The 12,201-nt window shown below is 73.4% G+C and carries 12 protein-coding genes; 5 read left to right on the forward strand and 7 right to left on the reverse strand.

Going from position 1 to position 12,201, the window contains the following annotated elements:
• Nucleotides 1-1,629: Mur ligase family protein (locus tag VIB11_RS13230; protein WP_332031700.1), on the forward strand; the 1,629-nt coding region annotated here is incomplete at its 5' end.
• A gap of 90 nt (nucleotides 1,630-1,719) precedes the next feature.
• Here the strand turns inward: VIB11_RS13230 and VIB11_RS13235 are convergent.
• The 3 genes from VIB11_RS13235 to VIB11_RS13245 form a co-directional block, all read right to left on the reverse strand.
• On the reverse strand, nucleotides 1,720-3,906 hold the full coding sequence (locus VIB11_RS13235; protein ID WP_332031701.1) for a tetratricopeptide repeat protein: 2,187 nt from the start codon (nucleotides 3,904-3,906) through the stop codon (nucleotides 1,720-1,722).
• Nucleotides 3,907-3,947: 41 nt separating this feature from the next.
• Complete coding sequence (gene fabI / locus VIB11_RS13240) at nucleotides 3,948-4,706, reverse strand: enoyl-ACP reductase FabI (RefSeq protein ID WP_332031702.1); 759 nt, start codon at nucleotides 4,704-4,706, stop codon at nucleotides 3,948-3,950.
• A 77-nt stretch (nucleotides 4,707-4,783) separates the two neighbouring features.
• Nucleotides 4,784-5,497 carry a beta-ketoacyl-ACP reductase gene (locus VIB11_RS13245; protein ID WP_332031703.1) on the reverse strand — a complete coding sequence of 238 codons (714 nt, stop codon included), beginning with the start codon at nucleotides 5,495-5,497 and terminating at the stop codon, nucleotides 4,784-4,786.
• A 108-nt stretch (nucleotides 5,498-5,605) separates the two neighbouring features.
• Here VIB11_RS13245 and VIB11_RS13250 point away from each other — a divergent pair, with 108 nt between their 5' ends.
• The 3 genes from VIB11_RS13250 (at nucleotide 5,606) to VIB11_RS13260 (ending at nucleotide 6,691) form a co-directional block, all read left to right on the forward strand.
• On the forward strand, nucleotides 5,606-5,929 hold the full coding sequence (locus VIB11_RS13250) for a DUF3099 domain-containing protein (RefSeq protein WP_332031704.1): 324 nt from the start codon (nucleotides 5,606-5,608) through the stop codon (nucleotides 5,927-5,929).
• Entirely contained in the window at nucleotides 5,929-6,138 is a 210-nt protein-coding gene (locus VIB11_RS13255; protein WP_332031705.1) for a hypothetical protein, read from the forward strand. The genes VIB11_RS13250 and VIB11_RS13255 overlap by 1 nt, the downstream gene beginning before the upstream one ends.
• 91 nt (nucleotides 6,139-6,229) lie before the next feature.
• The gene (locus VIB11_RS13260; RefSeq protein ID WP_332031706.1) at nucleotides 6,230-6,691 is read left to right on the forward strand and encodes a HEAT repeat domain-containing protein; all 462 of its coding nucleotides are present in this window, start codon (nucleotides 6,230-6,232) and stop codon (nucleotides 6,689-6,691) included.
• Between the two features lies 1 nt (nucleotide 6,692).
• Here VIB11_RS13260 and moaA read toward each other — a convergent pair whose 3' ends face one another.
• Nucleotides 6,693-7,742 (reverse strand): GTP 3',8-cyclase MoaA, encoded by a 1,050-nt coding sequence (gene moaA, locus VIB11_RS13265; protein ID WP_332031707.1) that lies wholly within the window; start codon nucleotides 7,740-7,742, stop codon nucleotides 6,693-6,695.
• A 32-nt stretch (nucleotides 7,743-7,774) separates the two neighbouring features.
• Here moaA and VIB11_RS13270 point away from each other — a divergent pair, with 32 nt between their 5' ends.
• Nucleotides 7,775-8,599, forward strand: coding sequence for an SURF1 family protein (locus tag VIB11_RS13270; RefSeq protein ID WP_332031708.1), 825 nt, complete (start codon nucleotides 7,775-7,777; stop codon nucleotides 8,597-8,599).
• 12 nt (nucleotides 8,600-8,611) lie between these two features.
• Here VIB11_RS13270 and VIB11_RS13275 read toward each other — a convergent pair whose 3' ends face one another.
• From VIB11_RS13275 to VIB11_RS13285, 3 genes are all read right to left on the reverse strand, one after another.
• On the reverse strand, nucleotides 8,612-10,489 hold the full coding sequence (locus VIB11_RS13275; RefSeq protein ID WP_332031709.1) for an ABC transporter ATP-binding protein: 1,878 nt from the start codon (nucleotides 10,487-10,489) through the stop codon (nucleotides 8,612-8,614).
• 173 nt (nucleotides 10,490-10,662) lie between these two features.
• Nucleotides 10,663-11,493 carry an enoyl-CoA hydratase/isomerase family protein gene (locus VIB11_RS13280; RefSeq protein ID WP_332031710.1) on the reverse strand — a complete coding sequence of 277 codons (831 nt, stop codon included), beginning with the start codon at nucleotides 11,491-11,493 and terminating at the stop codon, nucleotides 10,663-10,665.
• Nucleotides 11,490-12,200, reverse strand: coding sequence for a sirohydrochlorin chelatase (locus tag VIB11_RS13285; protein ID WP_332031711.1), 711 nt, complete (start codon nucleotides 12,198-12,200; stop codon nucleotides 11,490-11,492). The genes VIB11_RS13280 and VIB11_RS13285 overlap by 4 nt, the downstream gene beginning before the upstream one ends.
• Nucleotide 12,201: the final 1 nt, after the last annotated feature.

Below are 12,201 nucleotides of genomic sequence, written 5' to 3' on the forward strand. Positions count from 1 at the left end.
GTCGACCGCACCTTCGACGCCCACCCCGACAACATCGAGATCGCCGAGGAGGCGGCCCGCATGATCGGGCTCGACGTCGCCGGCATCGACTTCATCTGCCCGGACATCGCCTCCCCGGTCCGTGAGACCGGCGGCGCGATCTGCGAGGTCAACGCGGCCCCCGGCTTCCGCATGCACACCCACCCGACCGTGGGCGAGCCGCAGTTCATCGCCAAGCCCGTCGTGGACCTGCTGTTCCCGCCGGGGTCGCCCTCGCGCGTGCCGATCGTCGCCGTGACCGGCACCAACGGCAAGACCACCACGTCTCGCATGATCGCCCACATCTTCAAGGGCATCGGCCGCAAGGTCGGCATGACCTCGACCGACGGGATCGTCATCGACGAGCGGCTCGTCATCAAGTCGGACGCGTCCGGCCCGCGCTCGGCCCGGATGGTCCTGCAGAACCCCCGGGTCGACTTCGCGGTCATGGAGGTCGCCCGCGGCGGCATCCTGCGCGAGGGGCTCGGCTACGACCGCAACGACGTCGCCGTCGTCACCAACATCGCCCCGGACCACCTGGGCATGCGCGGCATCGACACCCTCGAGCAGCTCGCCGACGTCAAGGCCGTGGTGGTCGAGGCGGTGCCGCGTGACGGCTTTGCGGTCCTCAACGCCGACGACGAGCACGTGCGCAAGATGCGACGCCGCTGCTCCGGGGGGATCGTCTGGTTCTCGCTCCAGCCGCCCGGCACGAAGGTCCGCGAGTTCGTCGAGGACTACTGCCGTCGCGGTGGCAGGGCCGTCGTCCTCGAACCCACCGACAAGGGCGACATGATCGTCATCAAGCACGGCCGTCGATCGATGCAGCTCGCCTGGACCCACCTGCTCCCGTCGACGTTCGGCGGTACCGCGAAGTTCAACGTCGCGAACGCGATGGCCGCCGCCGGCGCCGCCTTCGCCGCGGGTGCCGGGCTGCACGAGATCCGTCAGGGGCTGCGCACGTTCGCGACCTCGTACTACCTCTCCCCCGGCCGCATGAACCAGGTCAACGTCAACAACATCGACGTCTTCGTCGACTACTGCCACAACGCCCCCGGCATGCGGGTCCTCGGCGACTTCGTCGAGAGCTACTCGGCGCAGAAGGCCGGCCAGTCCGACCTCGGCCGCATCTCCCGGCTCGGGGTCATCGCCACCGCCGGCGACCGGCGCGACGACGACATGCGCGAGCTCGGGGCGATCGCGGCCAGGCACTTCGACGTCCTGGTGGTTCGGGAGGACGAGCGGCTGCGGGGCCGCAGGCGCGGCGAGTGCGCGGAGCTGGTCGCCGAGGGAGCGCGCTCCCAGCTCGGCCTGGAGGGGGTGCGCTGCCGCCAGGTCGAGGTCGTGCTCGACGAGATCGACGCCCTGCACCACACCATGGCCCGGGCCAACCCCGGCGACGTGGTCGTGCTGTGTGTCGACAAGCACGCTGACGTGCTGGCCGAGCTCGAGCAGCTGACGCAGAGCGCCCAGGCCGGCGCCCACACCGGTGGCCCGGTGGTCAGTGACCCGGACCTCGACCCGGCCGAGCTGCAGACGGAGGCCCAGGTCTCCGGCGACGAGGCCGGGGCGTCCGCGGACGAGGAGCTGGAGGCAGCCCACCAGGGCTGACGTGGGGCCAGCCGGCCCGTCCGGTGTGCCACGGGGCCGACTGTTCGGCACTCCGTACGGGCGCGGGCGTCCACCGGTGGAGGCTCGGCCTCAGCGCGCGCGGAGCTCCACGGCATACGCGTGCAGCGCACGCTGGTAGCTGAGGGTGTCCTCGTCGCCGGCGTGGTGGAGCAGGGTGTCGATGAGGTCCGCCACCGCCTCGGGCGTGCGGCCGCAGTCGACCGCCGCCAGCGCCCGGAAGGCAGAGACCGCGACGCTGTGCGGCCGCTCGGCGGCGAGCTCCGAGAGCAGCTCGTAGGCGCCGGCGGCCTCCCCGACCACCCGCAGGCTGGACGCGAGCTGGATGCGGGCGCGGTGCCGGTGCGGCTCGCGCAGCCCGGCGGCCAGCGCCTTGCGGTAGCCCTCGATCGCCTCGCGCTCGCGACCCGCCGCGTCGAGCGCCCCGGCGTACTCGAAGGCGAGCCGGGCGTCATGCGGGTGCTCGTGGTGGAGCTCGGCAGCGGCCCGGATCCGGGCGTCGTCGTCCGTCAGGTCCCAGAGCTCGGCGATCGCCGCCTCGAACTCGTGCTCGCCGCGGGACGCGACGACCTTGCGCCGGATGTCCGCCGCGGTGTCCGGGGTCGCCCCCTGCTCGGCCAGCCAGTCGGCGACCTGCTGGCGCTCGGAGTGGCACATGAGGGCGACGACGTCGCCGTCGGCAGCCTCGGGGACCAGGGCCTGCAGCCCGGCGAGCTCCGTCTCGTAGGACTCGATGTCGGCGACGCCGGCACGAGCGAGCCCGACCCGCAGGTGGTGCTCGAGGCCGGCCATCGTGCGCCCCCGCAGGTAGTGGGCCTTGTGGGCCGCCACGATCCGGTCGGCGCGCAGCCCGGCGAGCTCGCCGATCGACTCCAGCAGCTCGTCGGTGCGGTCGCCGGCGAGCCCGAGACCGAGGTGGACCTGGCCACCGGGCACACGCAGGCCGTGGGCGACGTCCATGAGTGCCTCGAGGCCTGCCTCGTTGTGGGCGAGGTCGACGATGACGGTCACCGCGCCCCCGTCGGCGGTGCGCAGGGTGTAGGTGTTCATCCGGCCCGGGTTGAGGCGCATGTCGGGCGCGAAGGTGCGCAGTCCCTCGACCACGGCCTCGCGCGGGAGGCCCAGGCCGAGGGCAGCCGCGGTCGCCGCCAGCGCGTTGGCGGTGTTGTGCTGCGAGAGCCCGGACAGGGTGACGGGCACGTCGATGATGGCGACGATCCGGTCGGACTCGCCCTTCTCGTTGATGACCGTGATGTCGCCGTCGAGGACGGTGATGGCACGGCCGCCCGCGTCGAGGGCCTCGCGGACCGCCGGGGAGTCCGAGCGCAGCGCGAACACCCACGGCCTGGCCCGGGTGTTGGTCCGCATGGCCCAGACCCGCGGGTCCTCGCCGTTGAGGACCGCCCAGCCGCCGGGTCGCGTCACCTTGGTGACGATGGCCTTGACCTCGGCCAGCTGGTCGACGGTGTCGATGCCCTGCAGCCCGAGGTGGTCGGCCGAGACGTTGGTGACGACGCTGACGTCGTTGGCCGCCACCCCCATGCCCTTGAGCAGCATGCCGCCTCGGGCCGTCTCGAGGAGGCCGAGCTGGAGGCCCGGCGTGGCCAGGACGGCGCGCGCGCCCGCCGGGCCGGAGTAGTCGCCGTGCTCGACGAGCTCGCCCTGGACCACGACACCGTCGGTGGAGGACCACGCGGTGGTGAGTCCGGCCGTCATGCCGATGTGGCCGAGGAGCCGCGTCGTCGTGGTCTTCCCGTTGGTCCCGGTGATGGAGGCCACGGGGACCGCGGGCACCAGCACCGACGGCCGGGGCCCGGGGTCGGCATGGGTGATGAGGTCCGCCTGCTCGGCGAGGGCATCCTCGCCGTCGAGCCAGGCCTGGAGCATCGGCCCGAGCGCGGCGCCGAGCGCCTGACCCCGCCCGCGCCGCCGCCAGACGAACGCCACGACGACGTGCTCCGGCGACGAACCCGGCCGGCTGCGCACGCCGAGGCGGCTGGTCCCGGTCGCCGTCGCGAGACGTCGCACGGCGCGCTCCACGACCCGTGCCACGAACCGCTGCCGCTGCTCCGACCCCGGCTGGCCGGGTCGGCTGCCCCGCAGCCCCGCGCGCCGGGCGAGGTCGGCGAGGTGACGCTCCTCGGCAGCGAGGTAGCCGGGGAGCTCGAGGCTGACCTTGATCGCCGGCCTGGCGAAGTAGAGGTTGGGGCCCTCGAGGACCCGGACCTCGGCGACGGTGACGGAGGGGGCGGACGTCATGCAGCGGAGCCTAGTCGCCGCTCAGGTGCGGTCCCGACCGGCTACTGGCCCATCGCGTGGAAACCGCCGTCGACGTGGACGATCTCGCCCGTCGTGGCCGGGAACCAGTCGGACAGCAGGGCCACGCAGGCCTGCGCGGCGGGCACGGCATTGTTGACGTCCCAGCCCAGCGGCGCCCGCGTCGCCCACGACTCCTCGAACGCCTCGAAGCCCGGGATGGACTTCGCCGCAGTCGTGCGGATCGGGCCGGCGGACACCAGGTTGCAGCGCACACCCCGGGGGCCGAGGTCGCGGGCGCAGTAGCGGTTCGTGGCCTCGAACGCGGCCTTGGCGACACCCATCCAGTCGTAGACCGGCCAGGCGAACTTGGCGTCGAAGGTCAGGCCCACCACGCTGCCGCCCTGGGCCATCCGCGGCAGCGCCGCCACCGCGAGGGCCTTGAGGGAGTAGGCGGACGCGTGCATCGCGGTCGAGACGTCCTCGTAGGTCGCCTCCAGGAAGTTGAAGGCGCCCTGGGGGGCGAAGCCGATGGAGTGCAGCACCCCGTCGAGCCGGTCGACGTGCTCGCCGAGGCGGTCCGAGAGCGAGTCGAGGTGCTCCTGGTCGGTGACGTCGAGCTCCAGCACGGGCGGGGTCGTGGGCAGCCGCTTCGCGATCGTCTGAGTGATCCTCATGGTCCGGCCGAAGGACGTCAGGACGACCTCGGCGCCCTGCTCCTGGGCCAGCCGGGCCACGTGGAACGCGATGGAGGAGTCCATGAGGACTCCGGTGATGAGCAGCTTCTTGCCCTCGAGCAGCATGTGCGCCTCTCTCGTCTCTGGTGGCGTCTGGTGGTGGTGGCGTGCGGTAGTGCTGGCGTGCGGCGGTGGCGCCTGGGTCAGTGGCCCATGCCGAGGCCGCCGTCGACGGGGACGACGGCGCCGGTGATGTACGCCGCGTCGTCCGACGCGACGAAGCGCACGACCGCGGCGACCTCCTCGGGCCGGGCGAAGCGACCGGCCGGGATGCTGGCCTGGTAGGCCTTCCTGCGGTCCTCGGGCAGCTCGGCGGTCATGTCGGTCTCGATGAAGCCGGGGGCGACCACGTTGGCGGTGATGCCGCGGCCACCGAGCTCGCGCGAGATCGAGCGGGCCAGCCCGACGAGGGCCGACTTGCTCGCCGCGTAGTTCGTCTGGCCGGGCGAGCCGTAGAGCCCGACGACGCTGGAGATGAACACGATCCGGCCCTTGCGCAGGCGGATCATCCCCTTGGAGGCGCGGCGGGCGCAGCGGAAGGCGCCCGCGAGGTTGGTGTCCACGACCGAGTCGAACTCCTCGTCGCTCATCCGCATGAGGAGCTGGTCCTTGGTGATCCCGGCGTTGGCGACGAGCACCTCCACGGGCCCGCCGAGCAGCTCCTCGGCGGCAGCGAACGCGGCATCGACAGAGGCCGAGTCCGTGACGTCGCAGCGGACGCCCTTCAGCCCCTCCGGTGGCTCGCCCGAACGGTGGGTGATGACGACGTGGTCCCCGGCCTCCGCGAAGGCCCGGGCGATGCTCAGCCCGATGCCCCGGTTGCCACCCGTCACCAGCACGTTCCGACCCTGCCCCATGCGCTCTCCTCCAGTCGACGACGGTCGGCGGGCCCGGCCCGCGATCTGTCGTGACGCTAGCCGACTACCGATGGGTAGTCGGCATCGAAAGCGGCATATGGTTGAGGCATGGACAGCCCGTCCCATCGGCGACACGTGCGGCACCCGGCCGTGCAGTCGGTCACGACGGCCCCCGAGTCGCTTCGGGACGAGCAGGCCGCCCGGATCAAGCGCTACCTCGTCACGATGGGCATCCGCACCGTGTGCTTCTTGCTGGCGGCGGTCACCGCGACGAACGGCGCGCCGTGGTGGGTGTGGGGCCTGTTCGCCGTCCTCGCGGTCGTGCTGCCCTACATCGCCGTCGTCCTCGCCAACGCGGTCCGCCCGCGGCTCGACGGGCGCTTCAACCCGGTCACCCCCGTGACGGACCCCAAGCGCCAGATCGAGCCCTGATGGAGGCGTTGGTGTGCAGCGCCAAGGGCTGCCGGCAGACCGCCACGTGGGCGCACCTGTGGAACAACCCGAAGCTGCACACGCCCGACCGTCGGAAGGTGTGGCTGGCGTGCGACGAGCACCGCACCAGCCTGGGCGAGTTCCTCTCGGTGCGCGGCTTCCTCGCCGAGACGGTGCCGGCCGACGCGATCCCGGCCGGAGCCGGCTGAGGCGGGCTGCGTGGGACCGGTGCGGGCGACGCGGCCAGCGATCCGGGACACGATCCCTGCCTGGGCAGACGTCGTCGGGCCCGTCGCAGCCGTGGACGTCCTCCTCGACCTGCTCGGGGGCGCTGATCCTCACGACCACCTCGAGGCGCTCCCTGCACTGACCGGGCTGCACGCCTCAGCGCTCGCGCTGGACCGGCGAGGCGAGGAGTGGCCGCGAGTCTGGGGTGCCCGGGGACTGCGCTACCTCTGGGACGACAGCGCCGGTCCTGCGGTCGTCGACGGGCTGCACGACCCCGCATGGCGGGTTGCCGAGATGTGCCTCAAGGTGGCCTGGCAGCGCGAGCTCGGCGCCGCGGCACACCCCGCCGCCTCGCTGGCCGGCCACACCCTCCGCCGGGTGCGTGTCGCAGCGTTGCGGACGCTCGGCGTCACCGGCGAGCACGAGGACCTCGCTGTCGTGCGGGGCGCAATGAGCGACCCCGACCCGCAGGTGCGGCGGTCCGCAGCCCTGGCCCTCTCGGAGCTGACCCGCCGCCTCGACCTGGTCCGCTGACTCAGCCGCCGATGGCGGACATCGGCCGGTCGGGCTGGACGAACCCCGGGTCGCCGATGCCGTGACCGCGCGCCTTGCGCCACATCTCGCCCTGCAGCAGCCGGACGAGCTCGGCGTCGGAGGCGCCGTCGCGCATCGGGCCGCGGAGGTCCGTCTCGGTGCGGGAGAAGAGGCAGTTGCGCACCTGCCCGTCGGCGGTGAGGCGCACCCGGTCGCAGGCCTGGCAGAAGGGTGCGGACACGCTCGCGATGATGCCCACCGTGGCGGGCCCGCCGTTGACGAGGAACCGCTCGGCCGGGGCGCTGCCGCGGTCCTCCGCCGGCAGCTCCGTCAGGGTGAAGCGCTCCTCCAGCCGGGCGCGCACCTCGCCGGCGGTCACCATGGTCGAGCTGTCCCAGCCGTGCTGGGCGTCGAGCGGCATCTGCTCGATGAAGCGCAGCTCGTAGTCGCGGTCGAGGCACCACTGCAGCAGCTCCACGACGGAGGTGTCGTTGATCCCGCGCATGGCCACCGCGTTGACCTTCACCGGGGCGAGTCCCGCCGTCGCGGCGGCCTTGAGCCCGGCCTCGACGTCGTGCAGCCGGTCGCGGCGGGTCAGGGCGGCGAACTCGGCGGGGTCGACCGTGTCGAGGCTGACGTTGACGCGGTCCAGACCCGCCTCGCGCAGCGGCGCGGCGAGCCGGTCGAGGCCGACGCCGTTGGTGGTCATGGCGATCCGGGGCCGAGGGCTCAGGGAGGCGATCCCCCGCACCACGTCGACCAGGGAACGGCGCAGCAGCGGCTCACCGCCGGTCAGTCGCACCTGGCGGACCCCGAGGGCGACGAACACGCCCACCAGGCGCACGATCTCCTCGTCGGTGAGCATCTCGGGCTTGGGCAGCCAGGGCAGCCCCTCGGCCGGCATGCAGTAGGTGCAGCGCAGGTTGCAGCGGTCGGTCACGGACACGCGCAGGTCCCGGGCGACGCGGCCGAACTGGTCCGCGAGACCCGTGGCGCCCTCGGGGAGGGCGGGCGTCGCGGGGCGCACGCGCGGGAACGGGAGGCCGGTCATGGGTACCAGCCTAAGCCGGGTACCGTGATCCGGTGCTGAGGGTTGCTGCGTCGTCTCGGTGGCTGGGTGCGCTGGCCCTCGCCGCCGCCTTCGCCGTGGCTGCGTTCTTCCTCGGCCAGTGGCAGTGGGGGCGCTACGAGGAGCGCCAGGCTCGCGCTGACCGCATCACCGCCCACTACGACGCGGCACCGGTCCCGCTGGGCGATGTGGTGGGTCCTGGCCCCCTGCCGCTCGCCCGCGATTGGACCAGGGTGACCGCCACCGGCCGGTATGCCGCGGGCGATCCCCTGCTCGTGCGCAACCGTCCGCTCGACGGCACCTACGGGTACGAGGCACTCTTCCCCCTGACCCTGGAGGACGGCTCCGTCCTGCTGGTCGACCGCGGGTGGGTGCCCAACGCCGAGAGCGCCCAAGCCCTCCCGGACGTGCCGTCCGCCCCGGACGGGCCGGTTGAGGTGACCGGGTGGCTGCGCCTGTCCGAGGAATCGCTCGACCGGAGCCTCCCTCGGGGGCAGCTGGCCAGCATCAACCTCGCCGAGGCCTCCCGCGAGCTGGGCACGGACCTGCTGGGCGCCTACCTCGTGCTGGACATGGAGTCGACCCCTGACGGCGCCCGGCCGGAGCGGCCGGCGCGCCTGGAGCGGCCGGACACCGGCATCGGGCCGCACCAGGCCTACGCGTTCCAGTGGTGGCTGGCGATGCCCGTCGGCTTCGTGCTGGTCTTCGTCGGTGTCCGGCGAGAGCACCGCGAGAGCGTCGAGGCCGCCGGAGCCACCGGCCGGGGCGGCGCGGGGCGCCCACCCCGCACGGCGGCGCGGCCCAAGAAGGTGCGGATCTGGGACGAGGAGGACGCCTGAGACTGCGCCCCTTCAGGCCACGATCCCGGAGGCCTGCTCCGCGAACTGGGTGCGGTAGAGGTCCGCGTAGAGGCCGTTCGCGGCGAGCAGCTCGTGGTGGCGGCCACGCTCGACGATGCGGCCCTCGTCGACGACCAGGATCTGGTCGGCGCCGCGCACGGTCGAGAGCCGGTGGGCGATCACCAGCGCGGTGCGGCCGGAGAGCGCCTCGTCGAGGGCCCGCTGGACGGCGACCTCGGACTCGCTGTCCAGGTGGGCCGTCGCCTCGTCGAGGACGATGAGGCCCGGCCCCTTCAGCAGGAGCCGGGCAATCGCCAGGCGCTGCTTCTCCCCGCCGGACAGGCGGTGACCCCGGTCGCCCACGACCGTGTCGAGGCCCTCGGGGAGGGAGTCGACGAGCGGCCAGACCTGCGCGGCCCTGAGGGCAGCCACCATCTCCTCCTCGGTGGCCTCCGGCTTGGCGTAGGCGAGGTTCGCACGGATGGTGTCGTGGAAGAGGTGTGCCTCCTGGGTCACGACCCCGACCGTGGCCCGCACGGACTCCAGCGTCGCGTCGCGAAGGTCGGTGCCGTTGACGCGGACCGTGCCCGTCGTCGGGTCGTAGAGGCGGGCGACCAGCCCCGTCAGGGTGGTCTTGCCGGCACCGCTCGGGCCGACCAGGGCGACGATCTGGCCGGGCTCGATGTGCAGGCTGACGTCCCTGAGCACGTCGCCGCCACCGCGCCGGTCCCCGCTCACCGTCGTCTCGAGGGACGCCAGGGAGACGTCGTCCGCGGCGGGGTAGCGGAAGCCGACGTGGTCGAGGTCGACACGGACGGGCCCCCCGGGCAGCGGGGTCGCGCTGTCGCGCTCGCGGATCAGGGGCTGGAGGTCGAGGACCTCGAAGACCCGCTCGAAGGACACCAGCGCGGTCATGATGTCGACGCGCACGTTGGACAGCGACGTGAGCGGGCCGTAGAGGCGGGCCAGCAGGGCCGTCAGCGCCAGCAGCGTGCCGATGGTGAGGGTGCCGCCCACCGCCATCAGACCGCCGAAGCCGTAGACCATCGCCGTCGCCAGCGACGCCACGAGGGTGAGCGCGACGATGAAGATGCTGCGGTTCATGGCGATCCGGACGCCCATGTCACGCACCTTGCCCGCCCGCTCGGCGTACTCGGCGTCCTCCCGCGTCGGCTGGCCGAAGACCTTGACGAGCAGCGCTCCGGCGACGTTGAACCGCTCGGTCATCCGGCTGCCCATGTCCGCGTTGAGGCCCATCTGGGCATGCGTGAGACCGGCGAGGCGGCGACCCATGATGCGCGCAGGGACGAGGAAGAAGGGCAGCAGCACCAGCGAGGCGACCGTCAGCTGCCACGACAGCGTTGCCATGGTGCCGATGATGAGGGCGAGCGACACGACGTTGCTGACCACGCTGGAGAGCACCGAGGTGAACGCCTGCTGCGCGCCGAGGACGTCGGAGTTGAGACGGCTCACGAGCGCGCCGGTCTGCGCCCGGGTGAAGAAGGCGATCGGCTGGCGCAGCACGTGGGCGAAGACCTCGGTGCGCAGGTCGAAGATCAGGCCCTCGCCGATGCGGGACGAGAACCAGCGCTGCACCAGCGTCAGGAGCGCCTCGGCGATGGCGATCCCGGCCACCAGGAGGGAGATCGTGATGACCACCGCGCGGTTCTGGGGGGTGACGCCCTCGTCGATCAGCTTCCTGAGCAGCAGCGGCGTGGCGACGACCAGGGACGAGGTGACGACGACGAGGCCGACGAAGACGGCGATCTCGCGCCGGTAGGGCCGCGCGTAACCCATGACGCGGCGGGCCGTCCCCGGCGCCAGCTTGCGGTCCTTGACCGAGTCGTCCTGGGTCAGCGACCGCATGGCCATCCAGCCGTGCATGCTCATGGGCACTCCTCCGCGCCGGCGGCCCGGTCTGCCCGGCCCCGATCACGCTGTCTTCTCGTCTCGCCCGTCAACACCGTCGCCGGGGTCGTGATTCCCCAGGTGGGACGACGACGGCGGTGCCGGACACGCCCAGCATGGCGCGGACCACCGACAACGCGGCGTCGCTGGAGGCCTCAGGCCTGCTGGTCGGCGTCGGGGCCCGTCGGACCGGCCTGCGCGAGGCGCTGGGTCACCAGCGCGTGCAGCAGCCGGCCCTGGGCCTCCCGCTCGTGCCGCAGCTGGTCGTCCCGGCTGCTGGAGGACGCCGCGCGTCGCAGCAGCGGCTTGAGCTCGCGCGCTGCGGGCTCCGGGGCCGCGAGGATCGCGGCGACGAGGTCCGCGGTCGTCGCCGCGAGCTCGTGGCCGGGCACGGCCACCGAGGCCAGCCCGGAGGCGACCGCCTCCGCGGCACCGACGGCACGGCCGGTCACGCAGATCTCCAGCGCCTTGCCGTAGCCGACGATGTCGACCAGTGGCTGGGTGCCGCCGAGGTCCGGCACCAGGCCCAGCGACGTCTCGCGCATCGCGAACTGCACGTCGTCGGCCACGACCCGCAGGTCCGCGCCGAGCGCCAGCTGGAAGCCGGCTCCGATCGCGTGTCCCTGCACCGCGGCGACGACGACGGCATCCACGTCGGCCCACGCCGTGAAGCCGCGCTGGTACGGCGCGATCGTCTCCGCCATGGCCTCGGGGCTCTCGGCGGCGGGGGCCAGCATCGAGACCTCGCCCTCGACGCCGCCAGGCGTCAGCATCGAGAGGTCGATGCCGCCCGAGAAGGACGGCCCGTCGGCCTTCAGCACCACGACCCGCACCTCGGGGTCGAGCTGCTCGGCCACCTCGGCGAGTGCCAGCCAGAGGCTGGGCGTCTGCGCGTTGCGCCGGGTCGGGTTGTCGAGCACGACGCTCAGGACAGCGCCCTCGCGCGTGACGCGCAGGTGCGGGTGGGGGCGGGTCGTCTCGCTCACCGGGGCAGGCTACCGGCCCGCAGCAGCACCAGCCGGGCCACCGCGTCGGTGTCACCCAGCGTCCCGGCCACCATGGGGATGCCCGCGTCGGCACACGCGGTGACCATGCGGTCGCGCAGGATGCCCTCGGCGACCATGAAGGAGACAGCGACCGTGCGACGGACCTCCTTCGGCAGGTCGGCGAGGACGGCGGGGAGGGCCTGCCCGCCGTCGAGTGCGGCGACCCGCCACGGTCCCCAGGCCCCGGCGGGCGGGTGCGCCGCCAGGGTCGCCGTGATCGTGGCCACGGCGGCGCTGTCACTGGAGCCGGCGGCATACAGGACCACGGCTGTGCCGGGGTCGGGCGAGATCCCGGCACGGTCGAGCACCTCGGCCGCGGCGGCGAGCAGCAGCGGGTCGGGCCCGAGCGCAGCCGTCGCCCAGAAGGGGCCGGGGGCGGCCGAGCGCATCACGGTGACGGCGTCGGGCACGTCGACCCGGACGTGGTAGGCGGGCGTGAGCAGGACGGGAACCACCGGCCCACGGCCCGCCGCTGCCGCCGCGTCGGCTGGGGACGGCGGGTGGTGGTCGAGGTATGCCGTGTGGACCGCCCGCCCGGGCGCGAGGGCGCGCACGCGTGCCGCCAGCGCCTCGACGCCACGCGCGTGGCGCGAGTCGGGTGAGCCGTGCGCGAGCAGCACGACGGCGTGGTCGGTGGGGGCGCTCACC

The sequence above is a fragment of the Pedococcus sp. genome, assembly GCF_036554925.1.
Lineage (GTDB): Bacteria > Actinomycetota > Actinomycetes > Actinomycetales > Dermatophilaceae > Pedococcus_A.